The organism is Leptolyngbya sp. UWPOB_LEPTO1, from assembly GCF_017302695.1.
Lineage (GTDB): Bacteria > Cyanobacteriota > Cyanobacteriia > Leptolyngbyales > Leptolyngbyaceae > Leptolyngbya > Leptolyngbya boryana.
Genome location: NZ_JAFLCJ010000005.1, coordinates 339,587 through 358,421, shown reverse-complemented (window position 1 = coordinate 358,421; position 18,835 = coordinate 339,587). Strand labels below are relative to the sequence as shown.

Annotated in this window: 18 protein-coding genes; 7 read left to right on the top strand and 11 right to left on the bottom strand. The window is 48.7% G+C overall.

The window, feature by feature from the left end; genetic code table 11:
- Nucleotides 1-110: 110 nt before the first annotated feature.
- Nucleotides 111-323: an ATP-binding protein gene (locus J0L70_RS11040; protein ID WP_353736631.1), complete on the top strand. Its 213-nt coding sequence runs from the start codon at nucleotides 111-113 to the stop codon at nucleotides 321-323.
- 60 nt (nucleotides 324-383) lie between these two features.
- On the opposite strand, the gene J0L70_RS11035 is transcribed toward J0L70_RS11040, so the two are convergent.
- Both J0L70_RS11035 and J0L70_RS11030 read right to left on the bottom strand, forming a co-directional pair.
- The gene (locus tag J0L70_RS11035) at nucleotides 384-884 is read right to left on the bottom strand and encodes a GNAT family N-acetyltransferase (protein ID WP_268183565.1); all 501 of its coding nucleotides are present in this window, start codon (nucleotides 882-884) and stop codon (nucleotides 384-386) included.
- Nucleotides 885-1,084: 200 nt separating this feature from the next.
- A complete protein-coding gene (locus tag J0L70_RS11030; RefSeq protein WP_287454521.1) occupies nucleotides 1,085-1,732 on the bottom strand; it encodes a ComF family protein in 648 nt (215 codons plus the stop codon).
- 115 nt (nucleotides 1,733-1,847) lie between these two features.
- Between J0L70_RS11030 and J0L70_RS11025 the strand changes: the two genes are divergently transcribed.
- Nucleotides 1,848-4,013, top strand: a complete 2,166-nt coding sequence (locus J0L70_RS11025; RefSeq protein ID WP_287454519.1) for a putative PEP-binding protein — start codon at nucleotides 1,848-1,850, stop codon at nucleotides 4,011-4,013.
- 77 nt (nucleotides 4,014-4,090) lie between these two features.
- Nucleotides 4,091-4,963: an ABC transporter permease gene (locus J0L70_RS11020; RefSeq protein WP_287454518.1), complete on the top strand. Its 873-nt coding sequence runs from the start codon at nucleotides 4,091-4,093 to the stop codon at nucleotides 4,961-4,963.
- Nucleotides 4,964-5,030: 67 nt separating this feature from the next.
- Here J0L70_RS11020 and J0L70_RS11015 read toward each other — a convergent pair whose 3' ends face one another.
- Together J0L70_RS11015 and J0L70_RS11010 are read right to left on the bottom strand one after the other, a co-directional pair.
- Nucleotides 5,031-5,216, bottom strand: coding sequence for an Asl3888 family RNA-binding protein (locus tag J0L70_RS11015; protein WP_017286514.1), 186 nt, complete (start codon nucleotides 5,214-5,216; stop codon nucleotides 5,031-5,033).
- A 165-nt stretch (nucleotides 5,217-5,381) separates the two neighbouring features.
- Nucleotides 5,382-6,680, bottom strand: a complete 1,299-nt coding sequence (locus J0L70_RS11010; protein WP_287454517.1) for a CCA tRNA nucleotidyltransferase — start codon at nucleotides 6,678-6,680, stop codon at nucleotides 5,382-5,384.
- A 181-nt stretch (nucleotides 6,681-6,861) separates the two neighbouring features.
- On the opposite strand from J0L70_RS11010, the gene J0L70_RS11005 reads away from it, so the two are divergent.
- Nucleotides 6,862-7,110 (top strand): Ycf34 family protein, encoded by a 249-nt coding sequence (locus tag J0L70_RS11005; protein WP_017286512.1) that lies wholly within the window; start codon nucleotides 6,862-6,864, stop codon nucleotides 7,108-7,110.
- Between the two features lie 114 nt (nucleotides 7,111-7,224).
- Nucleotides 7,225-8,640, top strand: a complete 1,416-nt coding sequence (locus tag J0L70_RS11000; protein WP_287454515.1) for a tetratricopeptide repeat protein — start codon at nucleotides 7,225-7,227, stop codon at nucleotides 8,638-8,640.
- Between the two features lie 113 nt (nucleotides 8,641-8,753).
- On the opposite strand, the gene J0L70_RS10995 is transcribed toward J0L70_RS11000, so the two are convergent.
- Nucleotides 8,754-9,941 (bottom strand): glycosyltransferase family 4 protein, encoded by a 1,188-nt coding sequence (locus tag J0L70_RS10995; protein ID WP_017286510.1) that lies wholly within the window; start codon nucleotides 9,939-9,941, stop codon nucleotides 8,754-8,756.
- Nucleotides 9,942-10,288: 347 nt separating this feature from the next.
- Here J0L70_RS10995 and J0L70_RS10990 point away from each other — a divergent pair, with 347 nt between their 5' ends.
- The gene (locus tag J0L70_RS10990) at nucleotides 10,289-10,834 is read left to right on the top strand and encodes a late competence development ComFB family protein (RefSeq protein WP_017286509.1); all 546 of its coding nucleotides are present in this window, start codon (nucleotides 10,289-10,291) and stop codon (nucleotides 10,832-10,834) included.
- Between the two features lie 54 nt (nucleotides 10,835-10,888).
- Here the strand turns inward: J0L70_RS10990 and J0L70_RS10985 are convergent, their stop codons facing one another.
- The 4 genes from J0L70_RS10985 to J0L70_RS10970 all read right to left on the bottom strand — a co-directional run bounded on the left by J0L70_RS10985 (nucleotide 10,889) and on the right by J0L70_RS10970 (nucleotide 15,496).
- Nucleotides 10,889-12,298, bottom strand: a complete 1,410-nt coding sequence (locus J0L70_RS10985) for an IctB family putative bicarbonate transporter (RefSeq protein ID WP_026148436.1) — start codon at nucleotides 12,296-12,298, stop codon at nucleotides 10,889-10,891.
- 86 nt (nucleotides 12,299-12,384) lie between these two features.
- Nucleotides 12,385-13,794 carry a GAF domain-containing sensor histidine kinase gene (locus J0L70_RS10980; protein ID WP_017286507.1) on the bottom strand — a complete coding sequence of 470 codons (1,410 nt, stop codon included), beginning with the start codon at nucleotides 13,792-13,794 and terminating at the stop codon, nucleotides 12,385-12,387.
- Between the two features lie 201 nt (nucleotides 13,795-13,995).
- On the bottom strand, nucleotides 13,996-14,715 hold the full coding sequence (locus J0L70_RS10975; protein ID WP_017286506.1) for a GUN4 domain-containing protein: 720 nt from the start codon (nucleotides 14,713-14,715) through the stop codon (nucleotides 13,996-13,998).
- A gap of 103 nt (nucleotides 14,716-14,818) precedes the next feature.
- Nucleotides 14,819-15,496: a response regulator transcription factor gene (locus J0L70_RS10970; protein WP_017286505.1), complete on the bottom strand. Its 678-nt coding sequence runs from the start codon at nucleotides 15,494-15,496 to the stop codon at nucleotides 14,819-14,821.
- A gap of 300 nt (nucleotides 15,497-15,796) precedes the next feature.
- Between J0L70_RS10970 and J0L70_RS10965 the strand changes: the two genes are divergently transcribed.
- Nucleotides 15,797-17,218 carry an NADP-dependent isocitrate dehydrogenase gene (locus J0L70_RS10965; protein WP_268183545.1) on the top strand — a complete coding sequence of 474 codons (1,422 nt, stop codon included), beginning with the start codon at nucleotides 15,797-15,799 and terminating at the stop codon, nucleotides 17,216-17,218.
- A 74-nt stretch (nucleotides 17,219-17,292) separates the two neighbouring features.
- Here the strand turns inward: J0L70_RS10965 and J0L70_RS10960 are convergent, their stop codons facing one another.
- Entirely contained in the window at nucleotides 17,293-18,189 is an 897-nt protein-coding gene (locus J0L70_RS10960) for a hypothetical protein (RefSeq protein ID WP_287454513.1), read from the bottom strand.
- Nucleotides 18,190-18,273: 84 nt separating this feature from the next.
- Nucleotides 18,274-18,681, bottom strand: a complete 408-nt coding sequence (locus tag J0L70_RS10955) for a response regulator (protein WP_287454512.1) — start codon at nucleotides 18,679-18,681, stop codon at nucleotides 18,274-18,276.
- Nucleotides 18,682-18,835: the final 154 nt, after the last annotated feature.

The following is an 18,835-nucleotide window of genomic DNA, read 5'->3' as shown; positions in this document are numbered from 1 at the left end:
TCCGTCTTGTGGTTTCAATTGCTTCGTCAACTGCAAAACTCCGCAAATCTTGCTGCACAGTACGGATTTGAGATCATACTGAAAGCATTGCCAACTCGATCTTATCGAGAATGATGCAAGATCTGAGGATTGCTTCTGAAGACCAGCCGCGAATTTTTGATCGATTTTATCGAGTTAGCCGCGATCGCTCTCGCCAGACTGGTGGAGCCGGATTAGGACTCGCGATCGCACTTGCAATCGCGAAGCAACACAATGGCAACATTCTAGTTCAGAGTGCGATTGGTCAGGGAAGTGAATTGATCGTTCGCTTACCACTCAAATGAACGCACTACCTTCTACAGAGGTGATGAGCGCGAGGAGCTTATCTGCTGATCACCGAAACACTAGCCATGTGCCCAAAAGCTTTCATGAAACACCACAATTCCTTGGGGAACCTTCTTGGTAAACGGCAAGACTAGGAAAAACTCTGGTGGAACCCCTTCATAAATCAGTTCTGGAACGTTCCGGAAACCAAAGCGCTGATAGTAGTTCGGATCACCCACAAGAGCACAACCCTGTCCGCCCATCTCTTTTAGCAAAGACAACCCCTCATTGATGAGCGATGTTCCAATCCCTTGTTTTTGATGGCTAGGTACTACTGACACAGGACCGAGACCATACCATCCCTCTGAACCGTCAGAAAGGGTGACAGGAGAAAAAGCGACATGCCCAACAACCTGGTCGTCCTGCTCTGCTACAAGCGACAAAGTTAGTGCGCCTGAGTTGCGTAATGCCTGGATGATAAATTGCTCGGTGTGATTGCTGATTGGAAGGGTATTGAAGGCAGATATTGTGACTTGGGTGATTGCTTCAATATCGGATGGAGTCTCTTTTCTGACAATCATTTGAATCTCTCGTTTATTGTTGCATTGCTGTTACGACTCGTATGACGACCAACCCCGCTGGAACAAGACGAGCAAGGGTGGACTATTGCAAAGCTGACGGGCAGCTTCACGATCGAACCGTTTGATCGCGACTGCCTCAAATTTGATTCTCTCACTGAGCGAGTCCGCAATTCTCGAACTGAAGATTTCATTTCAGAACGTTACGATCGCGGTTCAAAGCTTGGTTTCGCGACCACTGCAATTCCCAGTACGCGAATTTGATGTCGATGTAAAACTTGTATTGCAGCTCTCGCTGTTGCTCCAGTGGTGTAAATATCATCAATCAATAAAACGGGGCAGTTTTGTGTTGCCCCTTTGCCGATCGCAAATGCTTGTGTCAACGTTTGCTCTCGACCCTGAGGCGACAATCCAAACAAAGCCTCAGTTGCCCGAATTCGCTGCAATCCCTTGGGCTGATGAGCATTCCCGGTGATCTGACAAAATGCCCGTGAAATTAGCTCTGCCTGGTTATAACCGCGTTGCTGTTGTTTCTCAAAATGCATCGGAATCGGAATCACCGTCAGCTTTCCTGGATGCAATCTTGCTTTGAGCCACGATCGTCCTAATTCCTCGCCGAGTAACCTCCCTAACTCAGGATGACGCTCATATTTCAATGCCGCGATCGTACGCTTGAGCGTATCCGTATAGTTTCCCCAAGCAAAAATTCGCTGCTTCCAGAACTGTGTGGGGTCTGAAAATTGATCTCGGTCTAATCTTTTCCGACAGCTTGCACAAAGATAGGTTGAGGTAGAACGATCGCACAACGGGCAAGACTTCTGCAAAATCAGACTTAAAACCCCGTCTAACATCACGCTTCACCAGAAAACCGATCTCAACGTTCCCAAACATTCATTTATTCTGATCAATTCCAGATTGCTCGATCGAGTCTCGTACAATCGAAAATTATCTTGATAGTTTTAGGCTGTGGATACTCTGTTCTCAATCCATCAAATTGAAGCTCAACCCTTGGGTATGGTTGGAGAACAAGCATACCATCTCAGTCTGATGGCTCAAAAAGGCTATCCAGTCATCCCAACGGTTGTGATAATTGCAACTCGGTTTCGTAACTTTCTCGAAACCATTCACTGGCTGCAACCGCTCTTTGCCGATTTGCCTTCTTCCTCGCTCCGTCTCAATCTGAAAGACTCTCAGCAACTGCAATCGATCGCTCGTCAAATCCGTCAAACGATTCAACATGCTGAACTGCCGGAGGCTTGGCTTACCGAGCTTCAAAGCGCGATCGCTCAATTTCCAGTGCTCAGCAATCCCCCGGCTGTGATTCTGCGCCCCTCGATTTTTATTCAAGATTTTGAGGCGACAACTGATGAACTATCACGCCTACTGGAACCCCAAATCTGCTGGACAGATCAACAGAGCTTAGGTGCTGGCTTAAAAGCGCTCTGGGCAGAACTGTTTCGGGCGCGAAACTTAGTCTACTGGCAAAGCGCCAAACTTGAACTGCACCAGATTCAGTTTGCGGTCATGATGCAGCCAATCGGAGACGCGATCGCGTCTGGATCATTGCAGCCGCATTCGATGAATTGGGAACTCACCGCAACTCGCGGGTTAGAAACTGCGATCGCACGAGGCGAAGCATCACCAGAAATCTATCAGATTCAGGGCGATCAAATGCGGCTGCAACAGGCAGGACGGCAAACGGTTTCCTATCAGATTCAAGCGGGCAAAGAAGAACCGTTGGCTCGACTCACCATTCACGAGGCGGCTTCAATCTTACAGCCGCCTCAGCAATTCGCTTTGCTTTCATTAGCTCAAACCTTGCATACTCCTGCTGTTCTAGAGTGGCAATTCTATCCCTCACAGCTTTACATCACCCAAGTGCATGACCGTGACCCCATCGTGAATCAACTGCCTTCCCCACAACCTGCTGAAAATACTCTCTCATCTGGGCTTGCTGCCGCTCCTGGAGTCGCGATCGCGCCTGCTTATGTCCTCACCGATCTCCAACTTTCCGAATTTTCGCTGCCTGAGGGATCGATTTTGGTCACTCCTATGATTTTGCCAAGTTGGGTTCCCTTCCTCAAATCTGCGGCGGCTATCGTCTCTGAACAAGGCGGAATGACCAGCCACGGAGCGATTTTGGCACGCGAATTCGGGATTCCCGCAGTTGTAGGCGCAACTGATGCGACGCAGCGCATTCACACGGGAGACCTAATTTTAGTCAATGGTGATACAGGGGGCGTTGAGCGGGCGACTCAGCCACAAGCAGTAACCAAGCCGATTTCATCGAGGTCACGATGGAATCTCAATGCGACTTCATTAATGTTGAATCTCAGCCAAACGGATTCTATTGAGCGATCGATCGACCTTGAAATTGACGGGGTAGGACTGTTGCGATCGGAATTGCTGCTCGGCGGAAAGTTGAACGCTCAACTGTCGGATCAGATCCAGCACTTTGCTCGATCGTTTGCGCCACGTCCCGTTTTCTATCGCAGTTTAGATCTGCGATCGCATGAATTTCAGTCTGCGGCTGAAGCCAATCCGATGTTGGGGATGCACGGTACACTCAGCTATCTTCAAAATCCAGAATCGTTTGATATTGAACTCGCTGCGTTAAAACAAGCGGTTGATGCAGGATGTTCTAATTTGCGGTTGATTTTGCCCTTTGTGCGAACCGTTGAAGAATTTATCTTTTGCCGTCGTCGAATTGAGCAAGCGGGTTTGTTGGATCTGCCGACCTGGATCATGGCAGAAGTACCTTCAGTTCTCTTTTTGTTGCCGGATTATGTTCGAGCAGGGGTGCAGGGAATTTGTATTGGAACGAGTGATTTGACGCAGTTAATTTTGGCAGTCGATCGCGATCACAGTGCAATGGCAAAGAGTTTTGATGAGTCTCATCCTGCTGTGCTGGCTGCGATCGCTCAATTAATCCAAACGGCGCATCAGCTCAACATTCCTTGTACGATTTCAACACAAGCAGCGCTCACGCCTAAATTCGTCGATTGCCTGATCGAGTCGGGAATAGATGCGATTTCGGTCAATCTTTCTGCGGTTGAAACCGCTAATCGTGAGATCGCACGGGCTGAACAGCGATTGATGTTACGAAAAATTCGCGATCGCAAATCAATCTAAGCGCGAGCCGCTCGATTTCATCAACTATTCAACCGAGCAGGTATGATCAGCGAATCAATTTATCGATCGTGTTGCTCATGACTTCGATTCGCCTGCCCCGGTTTCTCAATGCAACAGAACGCCCGTCCCTCTCGCGTCAAATGATGCGAATTGGGGCTGTGATTGTCTTGGCTTTTGTCGCGATCGCGCTGCTTGCACCGATACTACAAGCGATCGGACTGCTGCAAAGTCCAACCGAATTTTTGGATAATCCCCCCCATGCGGCTCCGAGTTCTGCGCATTGGTTTGGAACTTCAAACCTCGGCTATGACGTGTTTTCACGAACGTTATTTGGCACTCAAGCCGCGATTCAAGTCGTGATTTTAGCAACGGCGTTGAGCTTAATTATCGGTGTGCCGTTGGGCATGGTGAGCGGATATCGAGGGGGATGGCTCGATCGCGCTTTATTATTTCTCATGGATACCATCTACACCTTGCCTGGATTGCTCTTATCGGTCACGCTGGCATTTGTAGTTGGGCGAGGCGTATTCAACGCAGCGATCGCGTTAAGTATTGCCTATGTTCCTCAGTATTATCGAGTCGTTCGCAACCAGACGGTCAGCGTCAAGACTGAACTCTTCATCGAAGCAGCACAAGCGATGGGCGCTTCAACCTGGCGTGTGCTCTCTAAATATCTATTTGCCAACGTGATTCAGAGCGTTCCCGTCTTATTTACTTTGAATGCGGCAGATGCGATTCTCACTCTCGGTGGCTTAGGATTTCTGGGATTAGGCTTGCCCGCCGAAGTGCCAGAATGGGGGCATGATTTAAGAGAATCGTTAGATGCTTTAGCCACCGGAGGAATTTGGTGGACTGCCCTATTTCCTGGACTCGCGATGACGATCATGGTCGTGGGACTCTCACTCTTTGGCGAAGGGTTGAATGAATTTGTCGATCGTAAAACGCGCTAAACTCAAAATCCCCCAACTCCTCAGAGCTAGGGGATTTTATGGATGAATCATAAAAATTCAATCGATCTTAAACGTCCGCTGCCCCTTCAGACACGCGGGTATCGCCTTCAGCATTACCATCACTCTCATCGCGGTTTCCATCCCGTCTGCCCCGATTCCCGAAGCGACCTGTATTCGTGCGCTTACGGAACTTCCGCGCGTAAGCTTGGTTACGCAGAGCTTTTTCTTTCTTTTGGTTACGGCGCTTAGCCATTGTTTACCCCTTAACTTGACACGTTCTTAGCTGTAAATTAGACGCAGTTGACGATTATATTGCATTAGGTGAGGCTTTTTCTAGTCCCCTTAACGTTTTCCTAAATCGAAAACGTAATCCAGATTACAGCTTAGCTCGAATCTCGCGATCGCGAAGATGAAAAATTTATAGCAATGTCTGCGCAAAAGCTAATGCTTCTTCACGGTTCGTGATTTTGCCCTCTGCCCGCGCTAACTGCAACGCTGCCAATAATCGACCAATCTGAGGACTCGGCGGAATGCGTAGTCCGGTCATCAAATCTTGACCTGTCAAAATAGGATGCGGATGTGCAACCGGATCAGTCGGATCTAAAAAGCGATCAACCAATCGTCGCACTGTCTCGACCGGAATTCGTATCGCGAGACCGAGCAGTGCGATCGCTGGAAAAACTGCGCCAATGGACTGAAAGAATCGATACTGTTCGGCTCGTGACCAATTGGAAATCTCCGGCGATCGCAAGTGCGGCAACGCCTTCACAACAGTACTGACCGCTTGAATTTCAGCCCGACTGTACTTGAGTCGCCACAACTGCGCTTCGGCGAGCGCGGGATCTTCAGGCAGGAGGCTCGCAAGTTTCGCGATCGTCACCCACGTCCGAACAGAGCCTTTCGCCTCAGAAGCCTGCGGCGTTCCGCGCACGGTTCGGCTCAATTCTGACCAGAATTCTGTCCAATTTTCCTGAATATGAACTGTGACATCATCGATCGCCCCCACCTGCGTTAAATGCTCGATCGTGGCACTCGGCAACCAATCTTGCAGCAATCCATCCTCGCACGCAGTTTTAATCCAGCCCGTTCCCCGCGCTGATCCCAGAAGATAATTAAGCTCAGACTGCACCCGTTCTGCCGCAATTTTGCTCAAATTTGGAGCCAGTTGACGAATTGCCTGTTGAGTCTCCGGTTCCAGTGAAAATCCAAGCTGCGCTGCCTGACGATAAGCTCGCAACAACCGCAGCGGGTCTTCTGCTAAATTCTCGATCGACACCATTCTCAACCGCTTGCGCTGCAAATCCTCATAACCATGCAGCGGATCGAGCAAATCTTTCGTATGCGGGTTATAAGCGATCGCATTCACTGTAAAATCGCGCCGTCGCAAATCATCCTCAAGCGTCGCTCCCACCTGCTGAGCAAAATCAGCTGTGCCTTGTTCAAACACCACTCGGGCGATCTGTCGTTCCGCATCCAGCACCACAAACCCCGCCCGATAATGTCGCGCGATCGCCTGCGCCGTCTCGACCGCACCACTCGGAAGCACAAAATCCAAATCGAGATACTCAGAATGCCGATCCAGCAGCGCATCGCGTACCGTTCCGCCAACCAAACAGGCAGAATCGGGTAGCCACTTGAGACTGAAAGGCCACGTCTCCGGAGAGAGTGCCGAGGAAACCAATGCCACGTTGCGATAATGTTCTAACTGCAAATTCACTGCGTTCAGCCAACCCTAGATCGAAGTCGTAATTTAACAAAAAACCAGTCAGAGAAAACTTTTCAGCTTCTGATGCGCAACATAACTCAACCTAAAATGAGATGAAGAATTGAATGCGCCTGAGTTAGAGTAACAGAAAATCCTGCTCGAAATGCCGTCCACTCTATCCTGAAGCAGAGTTATGTGTATTTGCGTCAATTGCCATTACGTCGATCGCTGCACAACCTACAATGCAGTCGAAACTCAACACGAACAGCCTCATTTAACCGAAACGCCTGATTTTGAAGCAACCGAACCCACGATTAACGTCAATATTCGCGATCGTGGCGATCACATTGAGATGGAATGGGATGTTGTCGGATGTCTCAGTTTCAAAGAAGAAACAGGCAAATGGGCAAAACTTCGACCCGGAGAGTTAATCCCAACTTAATCAAAAGTTCCGTAAATTCCGAATTGCACTGGCAATTTGAATGTAATTTGAACCCTGGTTCGAGGGAATCATAAGTCTAAAGACCTTACTCCGCGAGAACCAGGGTTCAAGCTTATGCGTTTCATTCGTCGTCCTTCATTTCATGTGACTGCTGCAATTGCCGCATTCGGGTTAGTGGCTTGTCCGGCTTTTGCGCAGGACACAAAGCCCGATGCGCCGAAGCCCTCCCCTGAAGTGGCAAAACAGCTTCAGGACGCGCAAAATTTCTTTAGCCAAGGGGAAGGTCGTGCCCGCGATGCCAAATACCGCGAGGCATTAGAGTCATTCAATCAAGCGATTCAAATGAATCCGACTTGGGGCAGTCCCTATGTCAGTCGGGGGGCTGTGAGATCGAAGCTAGGGGATCATCTTGGGGCGTTGCAAGACTTCGATCAAGCTGCCACGCTCAATCCCACGGATGCGATGATTTATGCGCATCGTGGCAGTGCTCGATTTAGTCTCGGAGATACCGCAGCCGCTTTGAATGATTTGGATCAGGCGATTACGTTGAACCCAAATCTAGCTGCTGCTTATGTGAATCGCGGTTATATCCGGACTCAAACTCAAAACTGGGATTCGGCGATCGCAGATTTTGATCAAGCGTTACGGGCTGAACCCAAATTTGTTCCGGCGCTCGTGAACCGTGGTTTTGCAAAATTGCAGAAAGGCGATCGTCAATCCGCCTTGAATGACCTAAATGAAGCGATTAAAATTCAGCCTAATTCAGCAGAAGCATTGATTGCACGCGGCGCGATCAACTACGAAATTGGTGAATCAGAGGCTGCGATCGCCGATTTCTCCCAAGCGATTCGGATTAAACCGACTGCGGCAGAAGCGTTTTATAATCGCGCGCAAGTCAATGCAAAACTAGGCTATCTCGAAGCCGCAGAAGCTGACCTGACGCAAATGGCAAAGCTGACTCCCGATCGCGCAAGTGTATTTCATCAACGGGGTAAAATCCGCGCTGCTTTAGAGAATATTGAAGGAGCGGCGGCTGATTATAATCAAGCCCTCAAACTCGATCCAAACTTTGCAGAAGCCATCAAGAGCCGAGGCGATCTCCGGGCAACGGCAGGCGATAAACAAGGCGCGATCGCCGATTATTCTCAAGCCGTGCAAATGCAGCCAAGCTTTGCAGGTGCATTATCTCAAAGAGCAGTCGTGCGATCGCAACTTGGCGATCGAACTGGCGCAACTCAGGATCTCACTGCCGCGATTAGTGCCGACAGCAATAATCCTGACATCTACGAAGAACGGGGCAAAGCGCGGATGGAATCGGGCGATTGGCAAGGCGCGATCGATGATTTTACCCAAGCGATTCGGCTTGATTCGAGCCGAGCTAATGCGTTTTACCAACGTGCGATTTTAATGGGTGGGCTAGGCAATTTGCAGAGTGCAATCGCTGATTTACAACGTGCATCTGATTTATATCTTCAGAAAGGGGATGCAGAAGGTTATCGCAAAACCTTAAGCGAATTAAATCAACTGTAAGGTGCCGTTTTATCGCATTTTCCCAAATCGGGTTTTGGTTTTGCTCAACTTGTACATAGAGACTGTTATCCAATGGGCACGATCGCTAAATTGAATTTAGCGATCGTATTTTTTTACCAATCGACTTGCTTGCGTTCATGTAAAACTCGGCCAAACACAGCCTCAGTCTGTTGCGCGAGCTTCGCCCAATCAAATCGCCGCGCTAAATCCTCATACGCATTATTCACCAGCGATCTCGCAAACTCTGGTCGTCTCAATATTTCCAAAATCCCCCACGCGATCGATTCGGGATTATTCACCCAAGTCACAATTCCCGTCCGCCCATGTCGAACCACTTCGGGAAATCCACCCGCATCCGAGACTACAACCGGAACCCGTGCGGCAAAACTCTCTAACGCCACAATTCCAAATGGTTCATACAAACTAGGAAACACCGCGCAATCTGCGATCGTCTGAAATCGATCCAAATCCTGATCGGGCATAAATCCCGCAAAATAACAGCGATCCCAAATGCCGAGCGCTTTTGCCTGCTGCTTCAAATGCTCTGTATGTCCGCCCCCGATAAAAATCAACTTCACCCGCTGATTCATCTCATGCAAAATTTTGGGAGCCGCAGCAATTAAACCTGCAACTCCCTTCTCATGCGTCATCCTGCCTACGTAATAGACAATCTTTTCGTCATCTAAGGCAAATCGCCGCCGAAACTGCCAATAATCAAACTCCGGATCAAGCTTCTTCTTTTCGCGCCGAATGCCGTTATAAACCACATCAATCTTGTCCCATGGCGTATTCAGGGTTTGTTCAACCTCTCGCCGCATAAAATTTGTACAGACAATGACTCGCCAAGCTTCATGAGTCAATACTTTCTCTTTGTCGTGCACATGCTGCTGAACCGCATTAAAAATTCCGCTATGCCGTCCATGTTCCGTCGCATGAATCGTGGCAACCATCGGGGTCTTGAAATGATGTTTCAGCGCGATCGCGGCATCGCTAACGAGCCAATCATGCGCATGAATTACATCAAATCCCCCTTCCTCTAGCATCAACTTGCCCCCATGCTGACCCATGCTTTCATTCATCGCTCCGACCCACTGAAAGAAGTCATCATGTTTCGCAACGGCAACCCGATGAACCTGCACCCCATCGACGACTTCAAAATGCGGAGCCTGCCCAAACTCAACCGTAATCAGATGAATCTCATGCCCCAAATTCACCAACTCCGGGTAAAGTTCTGCAACATGGCGAGCGATCCCGCCCACAAGACGCGGTGGAAATTCCCAAGTCAGCACCAAAATCTTCATCTCTCAACGCCCTTTACCGCGTGGTATGTTCCAATTTACTAGCTTTGAGTACCTACGTTCACCCTTGCCGTCAACTCGAAAAATCTTGTATTTTCACGGATAACTTCCTGGATTTCCTCTAGTTAAATGCCATAAAACAGACTCCGTGTGTTACAACATTGACGCGGTTAGTGCTCAAGCAAAGCGTGCTGTCCTATTAATGTACAAAGCATACCGTCTGAAAAACCCAACTTCAGCATTCCCTTGATGAAGGTTTAATCAAAGTGTTCTTCGACACCGAAACTAGGGCAAAATGAGTGCGGGGTTATCTATAAACAATCTGCTGCGATGGAGTTGAAAGAGGCGATATGAGCATTGAAAAGATCGTTGATCAAGCCCTTCAAGATGGCTATTTAACACCGGCAATGGAAGCTGAAGTCGGGCGCATCTGCGATACTGCCTCAGAATTGTCGATCGAAGAATACATGGCACTTGATCGCTTGATGGGCGCATTGCTAACCGGGGAAGTCGTTGCCGTTCCTCGCAAGCAATTCATCAACGTGATGGAAGAACTGGTTTTGACCGAGGCAATTGCGCGGGTAGCAGAAATCGAAGCAACCAGCGATCGCACCTTAGATTTGGGCGATATCGCAGCATATGCGTTGAACCGACTTCCCCCGCTTTACGCTACAACCGAAGAAGGGGCAAATTATCAACGACAGCATGCGAAAGAAGGATTACAAGGCGTAATTTCTCAGCGAGTAGGAGAAGCGATCGCGAAAAACCTTGACAAGCCAGACTTCTTCCCAGAACGGCAAGTGATTGGCAAGAGTTCTAAAGATGAAATTCTGAACCAAGTCAGTACGTTATTACAAGCCTATGCACCGAGCTTTGAGCCAGAAATGCATCACTAAATTACTGAATAGTTACGTTACTCAGTGGAAAGAGGGGCAATTGCCCCTCTTTTTTTATCGTTCTTCCACCCACTCGGGAGTTTGAGAACTTTGAGAAGTCGCAGCTTGGGGGACATAGAAACTTGCGATCAAGGCAATACTCATCCACCACAGGACGCTGACTTCGGGGCGATACAAAACGGTATCGACCGAGCCATGAACGAACATCCCGACCACGGTGGCGATCGCGCCCATCAGCCAAAATCCTTCACGATCTCCCAAATCCCGCACCCGACGCAGTTGGTAATAGCCTTGCGAGAAAATCGTGGTCAACAGCCACAGAAATGCCGTCAATCCGATCAAGCCAGATTCAACCGTAATCTCCAGCAATACAGAATAAGCGCTCAATCCGCTAAATCGCGCCTGCGAATAAAGTGGATAGATTTGCTTAAAGACTAAATCTCCTGGACCAAATCCTAAAATCGGGCGATCGCGAATCATCATGATCACCGCTCTCCAGACATTGAGCCGAAACGCATTACTGCTATCTCTGCTTCCGACAAACATACTCGCGATCCGATAACGGAACGGTGTGACAAACAGATACCCGAGCACTAAAGCACCTGCTAGCCCCCCAAACGCCAGAATTAAGCCCCACTTTCGCCAGAATTGCGGCAGGATTGGACTCCACCAATACCGGAGCAGGACCAGCATGACCAAAGCCGACACCATCAACCCAACCCACGAGCCTCGGCTCTGCGTCAGGAGCAGACAAGCGGTGTTGATTCCGAACATGACGATCGCTAAAATTTTCGGGACTCGATGCTTCCACATAAAAATGGCGCTAAACGAGAGCCAAATTGCAGGCATCAAATAGCCCGCCAGTAAATTTGGATTGCCGAGGAAGCTATAGACCCGAGTAGATTGTGCCAGAGGAGATTCGGGATCAACCCATGTCGCCAGAGAATCTGCCCCATAAATTGCCTGATGAATGCCGTAACCACTGACCACGAGAGCAACATGCAGAAAAATCGTGATGCAGAACGATCTCAATTTGGGCGATCGAAACACTCGCGCTGCCAAGATAAAGAACATCAAATACAGCGACAATTTTCCAAATCCTGTGAATGCAGCTCGCTTCAGTGGAGAAAGCGCGGCTGCAGTGGCTGAAATGCTCCAAAATAGCATCACCAGCAAGTGAATCGGAGTCAGCCCTGCCCGTTTATCCGTATCTGAAACCGTGAGCAGAATCCAAAACAAAATACAAGCGCTCAGCAATACCCCGATTAAATTCGTGGCAACGAAGGGTGAGAGCGCAAACACAAGGCTGATCAAAAGAGCAGCGATCGCATCGCCATGCTGCATCAGCCAAGACCCGTTGCGCCAATTTTGCAACGATCCCACAATGCGATAGACGTAACTGACCTGCCGCCACTGCTGAAGCGGGAGTGTCGCCAAGGTTACTTGTTGCCAAACCGAATTCATAAGCGGATTTTCCATGCTTTCAAGCAAAATAGCCCTAGCAAATTTAGGCTAGGGCTATTATCCGCGATATTGGCACTTTGGCAAGACTACTGGGTGAGCCGAGGTAAGGTAATCACATAGCGATATCCAGGCTCAGCAACGCCTTGAATTAAGATCTGTCCACCGTGCATTTCAGCCAGTTGGCGACTGAGCAGCAAGCCGAGATTCTTGCGAACTGCATCAGCATCAGGAATCTCTGCGACTTCGTCGAGGTCAGCAAGTCTGACACTACTCATCGGCATTGCCACAGGGATGAGTCCGGTGCGATTTCCATTCGTGGAATGCTCGTACTCGAACGTTGAGATCGGACTCGTCTGCGGAGTCAACATTTCGTTGTATCCAATCCCATCTCCTAAGCAAGGATGAGATGCCCACACGCTGAGCCTTAATCCACTGCTCTTGTGAGACACATGGAGCCGGACAATACTGCCTGCGTTCGAGGCTTGAATAACGCTAAACATGAGGTGATAAAGCATCTGGCGGATCTTCTCTTTGTCGAGAAGCCAGATGCGATTGCCTGGTTCAACGGAGAGACGAATTTGCTGTTCTCGACGGCTGGCAGCTTGCTCTAATGTGCTAATCGCCTGCTGGCAGAGCATCTCAATATCAATTGAAGCCAGGTTTAGCGCTCGGCTGCTGTCATCAAGCTGTGAAAGCTCTAAAATCTCTTTCACCAGCGACAGCAAATACTGTCCACTGTGATGAATGATGTCGAGATATTCTTTCTGTTTGCTTGTGAGTGGGCCATAAATCTCACGATTTAACACACTTGCCATTCCCATCACAGACGTTAAAGGTGTCCGGAGTTCTTGGGTAAGTTGCGCCAGGAGTTCAAATTTGACCGGATTCGCAGATACCGGTTGGGAGTGAACGACTGGCATCGGTGTGCCGATCGCTTGCGATTTGATCAAATGTAAGCGCTCATACTCGCTCATGCTTAGGCGGGCAGCTAGCATCAAAAATTCTGCATCTCTCTCCGTGAAATTACGGGGTCGAGAATCCATGATGCACAGGGTGCCAATACAGTCACCGCTCACTGTGATTAAAGGCGCACCGAGATACGCACGGATACCGTACTGTTGACACAGTAAGGAATTTGCGAATACAGGATGCTCTAAGGTGTCGTCGATCGCAAGCACTTGCTGACTGTCAACGACATGGACGCAAAAAGCTTCTTCGCGAGGCAATTGGCGCGTCATCGCGAGATCATTCATCAAACCTAAGCGTGACAAACCCTGAGCAGATTTGAACCACTGGCGTGACTGATCCATTAACCCGATTAGGCAGATCGGCGCATCTAGAGAGTGAGCCGCCGTTTGGGTCGTTTCTTCAAAGATCGGTACACTTTCGGAGTCGAGTAAGCCGAGTTCCGTGAGTACCAACATTCGCTGCTGCTCACGGGCAGCAGTCGTTAACCCATCTAATCGACAAAAGAGCCTGTTGTCGGGGATTCCCATTCCAACCCCTATCCTCGATTTAAAGAACTTTTCAGACTGATCCAGCGGTAAAGCCGGCAAGCAGTCTGCAACTATACCAAGATTGCCCTGAGTTGCGATCGGATCAACGTTCTCTCCAACGCGAGATCACGGAAGTTTAAGCGTTCTGTACCGATGGAACCTGGAATATTACGGATAGGAAAGATGTGAGAAATTACAGAATTACTTTGTCCAAGCAGGATGGGCAAATAAAGCGGCGATGACTCTCACACCCCGGAGTTGATTCGAGAGCGGTAGATGACCCTTAGGAGCAGCTAAACTCCATGTAAATCCGTCTGGATAGCGAGTCCAGTTATACCCGGATTTCCAACCAATCTTATCCCAAAGCTTGTCCCATTTTTTCCCAACGCTGAGCCAAATTTGTCGCTGAACTGAAAAACCGTACTGATAATCGGAATGGGCAAGCCAGAGCGCATCAATCGTTTGCAAATCGGAAATCGGAAAATTCTCGACTTCAGTAAAGTAGAGCCATTTGCGGAGAACGGCAGATTCTCCAGCAAGTTCACAGAGTTTTTCGATCGTCAGTTTGTCGGCGGCTTGGAATTTTTGCTCGACCAGCAGCTTTTGGAGTTCGGTGTAGTCGATGTTGCGCTCGGATTTGAGCGGTACGATTCCTGTGGGAAAGTGTTGCTGAAGAAAGTCTAGGACTTTGGTTGCTTGGGTGTTAAAAAGGGTCTGGTAAACTTTAGCTTCGGTTCTGCCGGGCGTGTCGCGACGTTCGAGTAGAAATTCCATCAGTACGGGCAATCCATCTTCGCCAAGCGCGTTGAGGGCATCGATCGCGTTCAACTGATTTTTTTCAGAGTCGGATCGCAGCTTTAACTGGAGCGCCGCGAGGCTATTGGGAAGATCGAGAGCTGAAGAAGTTTCTAAATTAGTCATGTAAACGGGTGGAGATTAGGGAGATTAGGGAGTGTCCCCTTATCTAGAATAAGTCCCAGGGTGTAGTGCTTCAACCCGTTGATCAGCAGTTTTTTGAGAAAAATTACGCACTCTCGTCGGGTAGAACCGTTTCAGGAGTGGGCGGACGATAGCCTTTCTCAAAGGCATAACGAACGAGCTGCGATCGATTTTCGAGGTGCAATTTGCTCAAAATATTGCTGAGATGGGTTTGCACCGTCCGGGGACTGACGAAAAGATGGTCGCCAATTTGCTTGTTGGTATGTCCTTGGATCACTTCCCAAAACACTTTTTCTTCGGCAGGGGTCAGGGGAAGTGGAGTCAGTGCAGGTGCAGCAGGCTCGACGACGGCTCCAGATTGCTGCATTAAGCGCACTATCTCAGAATGCATCCGGCGCGATCGCTCTAATTGGGCTTCGATTTTGGCGAGCAGTTCTCGTGGCTCGAACGGCTTAATCAAATAATCGTCTGCCCCGATTAAGTGTCCTTGGACGCGATCTTCGACTTCGCTCCGACTCGATAGAAAAATAAAGGGGACTAATTGACCCGTTCTTAGCGATCGTAATCGACGGCAAAATTCCAGACCATCCATTTCTGGCATGATCACATCGGAAACGACTAAATCGGGTTGGTCTTCTTCAAATTGAGCCAAGCCTTCTAAACCGGATGCTGCCTGCCGAACCGAATAGCTACGTTTTTCGAGATATCGAATCAGAGCCGTTCTCAGTGCCGTATCATCATCCACAATCAAAATCTTCTTCATACCTGCGTCTCCAGCACCTCAAGACGGTAGATTGCAATCTGGGGGTTCAATATTCTCACATGTAGACTTGCGAACTTGACTAACCGGAAGGCTCACTTCAATAAGGTCAACTTTTTAACCAAAAATTTCCCCTTAACATGGTATCCCAGTGATCGAGAGTTCTGGAGTTTCAGAATTATCTTTATGTCCTAATTTCCTCTGTTTATCTTCTGTTCATGTTGAGTCGCCAAATTTGCAAAGAAATTTGGTAGCCTACTAGCCGTTGCCCAACTTATCCTAACTTGAGAATTGCGGGATCATATGTACGAAAAAATTACCCCTCCGACGACTGGCTCAAAGATCACATTTGCCAATGGAGAACCGATCGTTCCTGATAATCCAATTATTCCGTTTATTCGAGGAGATGGGACGGGAATCGACTTGTGGCCTGCTTCTCAGAAGGTTTTTGATGCCGCAGTTCAAGCTGCGTATGGTGGAAAACGCAAGATCACTTGGTTCAAAATCTATGTCGGTGATGAAGCGTGTGAACAGTACGGAACCTATCAATATTTACCAGAAGATTCACTCGAAGCCATTCGCGAATTTGGGGTAGCAATTAAGGGTCCGTTAACGACCCCGATCGGCGGCGGTATTCGATCGCTGAACGTTGCGCTGCGTCAGATTTTCGATCTCTATGCTTGTGTTCGCCCTTGCAAATACTATACGGGTACGCCTTCACCCCATCGTTATCCCGAAAAGTTGGACGTGATTATCTATCGGGAGAACACCGAGGATATTTATTTGGGAATTGAATGGAAACAAGGCAGTGAAATTGCCGATCGTTTAATCAAATATCTCAATGAAGATCTGATTCCGAGTACGCCTGAGCATGGGAAAAAGCAGTTGCCCCTCGATTCTGGAATTGGTATCAAACCTATTAGCAAAAAAGGATCGCAGCGTCTCGTTCGTCGTGCGATTCAACATGCGTTACGGTTGCCTAAAAACAAGCAAACGGTGACTTTAGTTCATAAGGGCAACATTATGAAATACACCGAAGGCGCGTTTCGAGATTGGGGCTATGAGTTAGCGACGACAGAATTCCGATCCGACTGCGTGACCGAGCGAGAGTCTTGGATTCTCAGCAATAAAGAGAAGAATCCTGATATCTCGATCGAAGAAAACGCCCGTCAGATTGATCCAGGCTATGACTCGATGCCACCGGATAAGCAGGAAAAGATCTGTGCTGAAGTGAAATCTGTACTCGATGCGATTTGGGAAACGCATGGCAATGGCAAGTGGAAAGAGAAAGTCATGGTCAACGATCGCATCGCCGATAGTATTTTCCAGCAAATTCAAACTCGCCCCGATGAGTATTCGATTTTGGCGACGATGAATTTGAACGGCGACTATATTTCCGATGCGGCAGCGGCGATCGCGGGTGGCTTAGGAATGGCTCCGGGTGCCAATATTGGGGATTCAGCAGCGATTTTTGAGGCAACGCATGGCACGGCTCCGAAACATGCAGGACTCGATCGCGTTAATCCCGGATCGGTGATTTTATCCGGGGTGATGATGTTGGAGTATATGGGCTGGCAAGAGGCGGCTGATCTGATTAAAAATGGATTGGCAAAAGCGATCGCGCAACGTGAAGTGACCTACGATTTGGCACGGTTGATGGAACCTCCGGTGGATCCGCCTTTGAAATGTTCTGAATTTGCGGATGCAATTATTCGGAATTTTTAGATTGATGGGGAGATAGGGAGTATAGGGAGAAGATGAACAATTACTTTCTTGCTCCCCACCTCCCCACTTCTTCCTCAGGGATTTGAAAATGTATTGATATTGCCACCTCCCAAAACACGTCCAGGAACCGATCTCGGTGTTGTGAAGGGTTGTTGATTCAGTTCTGGATTGGATGGAACAGTTCCCAAGTCTGGAGTAGGTTGCTGAGGGAGCGGGGCTGCCGTCACGGTGGGAATCGGTGCATAGGTGGGAGCAGCGGGCGGAGCGATCACTAGAGGAGCCGTCACGACAGGTGGGACTCCGGCTGGAATCGGTTGAGATCCTTCGACTAGGGCTGAGAAAGAATTTGTTGTCGATCGGGGAGCCGCATTAATCGGGGTATCTAGACGTGCTGTTCCTTCAATCAGAGTTTGTGCAACCTGGGGCGATGTCGTTGTAGCTAATTTGGAGATTGCAGCTTGTAACTGATTTGGCGGTAAAGGTGCAGGAGTCGTCGGATCAACGGCTGTGATCGCAGAATTCACACCGAGTTGAGTGGAGAGCGCGCTTCTGAACACACCAAATACGCCTTGGCGATTGAGGGATTCTGCGGGTGCTGGTTGCGAACTTTCTGGCGTCGCAGAGGAGGCAGCAGCAAAAAGGCGATTGGTTGTGGTTTGGGTCGGTGTGGGCTGTTGCGGGGTTGCCTGAATCGAGGTTTGAACCAATTCTGTTTTTGGCAACGCTCTAATGTCACTCATCAACAGGGAGAGAGAATCAATATCGGCTCCAATCGCTTGATCTTCAGCAGAAAGCTCTCCATCTGAAGAAGCAGACCCAAAAGAACTGATGAATTCTTGGCGACTGAAGAACTCCCAGGCAAATAAACCGAGGAGCATCAGCGCGATCGACGGTGCCCAAAAAACAGGACGCGCCAAAGGGCGCAATCGGGCGAGCCAATATCGAGAAGACGATCCGCGCATAATTTTCATTCAGAAACGCCACTACTATTGTATTCGATCGCACTTTAGAGACTGGAAATCTCTAGAATTCTCGCAGGAAAATACGCAGAGTTCTTAGGGCGGAGAGATGTTGAGACGAGGTTTGTAGTCCCAGTTTAGAAGCGTTGCGATTTGTGGAACAAGCTGCAACGGCTCGAACGGTTTCGCTAAAATACCTGCCACTTGCAATTGCTCAGAGTCACTTTTTACAACAGGATTTGATGTTGCGGTCAGCAAGATTACAGGGATTTTCTCAGTCTTTGGATTAGCTCTCAGATGCTCTAGAACTTTCCATCCATCGAGGTCAGCCATCATGATGTCGAGCAAAATTGCATCGGGTAATTCAGTTTCAGCTTTCAGTAAACCGTCTTGTCTAGACTCTGCGATCGAAACACTCCACCCCCCTAATTTTACTAAACAAGTTTGAATGACCAAACTCAGGTATTTTTCATCGTCAATTAACAAAATATGTTTAGAACTCATAACAGTGAACTTGCTACATTGGCAACGGAAAATGTGGAGGAGCTTTCCAGCACCGTAAACAATAAAAGTGTGAAAACAGTGAGTAATTGAAAAAAATTAAGTTTACTCACGGAAATTGGATAAACTGAGATCAATTCTTTAGCCTCAGTGGAAA

Bases quoted from the DNA above. Each gene is read 5' to 3' on its own strand.
- J0L70_RS10960 (WP_287454513.1), bottom strand. From the start codon at position 18,189: ATGAAAATTATGCGCGGATCGTCTTCTCGATATTGGCTCGCCCGATTG.
- J0L70_RS10990 (WP_017286509.1), top strand. From the start codon at position 10,289: ATGAGCATTGAAAAGATCGTTGATCAAGCCCTTCAAGATGGCTATTTA.
- J0L70_RS11020 (WP_287454518.1), top strand. From the start codon at position 4,091: ATGACTTCGATTCGCCTGCCCCGGTTTCTCAATGCAACAGAACGCCCG.
- J0L70_RS10980 (WP_017286507.1), bottom strand. From the start codon at position 13,794: ATGGGAATCCCCGACAACAGGCTCTTTTGTCGATTAGATGGGTTAACG.
- J0L70_RS10985 (WP_026148436.1), bottom strand. From the start codon at position 12,298: ATGAATTCGGTTTGGCAACAAGTAACCTTGGCGACACTCCCGCTTCAG.
- J0L70_RS11005 (WP_017286512.1), top strand. From the start codon at position 6,862: ATGTGTATTTGCGTCAATTGCCATTACGTCGATCGCTGCACAACCTAC.
- J0L70_RS11030 (WP_287454521.1), bottom strand. From the start codon at position 1,732: ATGTTAGACGGGGTTTTAAGTCTGATTTTGCAGAAGTCTTGCCCGTTG.
- J0L70_RS10955 (WP_287454512.1), bottom strand. From the start codon at position 18,681: ATGAGTTCTAAACATATTTTGTTAATTGACGATGAAAAATACCTGAGT.
- J0L70_RS10975 (WP_017286506.1), bottom strand. From the start codon at position 14,715: ATGACTAATTTAGAAACTTCTTCAGCTCTCGATCTTCCCAATAGCCTC.
- J0L70_RS11035 (WP_268183565.1), bottom strand. From the start codon at position 884: ATGATTGTCAGAAAAGAGACTCCATCCGATATTGAAGCAATCACCCAA.
- J0L70_RS11015 (WP_017286514.1), bottom strand. From the start codon at position 5,216: ATGGCTAAGCGCCGTAACCAAAAGAAAGAAAAAGCTCTGCGTAACCAA.
- J0L70_RS10970 (WP_017286505.1), bottom strand. From the start codon at position 15,496: ATGAAGAAGATTTTGATTGTGGATGATGATACGGCACTGAGAACGGCT.
- J0L70_RS11000 (WP_287454515.1), top strand. From the start codon at position 7,225: ATGCGTTTCATTCGTCGTCCTTCATTTCATGTGACTGCTGCAATTGCC.
- J0L70_RS10965 (WP_268183545.1), top strand. From the start codon at position 15,797: ATGTACGAAAAAATTACCCCTCCGACGACTGGCTCAAAGATCACATTT.
- J0L70_RS10995 (WP_017286510.1), bottom strand. From the start codon at position 9,941: ATGAAGATTTTGGTGCTGACTTGGGAATTTCCACCGCGTCTTGTGGGC.
- J0L70_RS11040 (WP_353736631.1), top strand. From the start codon at position 111: ATGATGCAAGATCTGAGGATTGCTTCTGAAGACCAGCCGCGAATTTTT.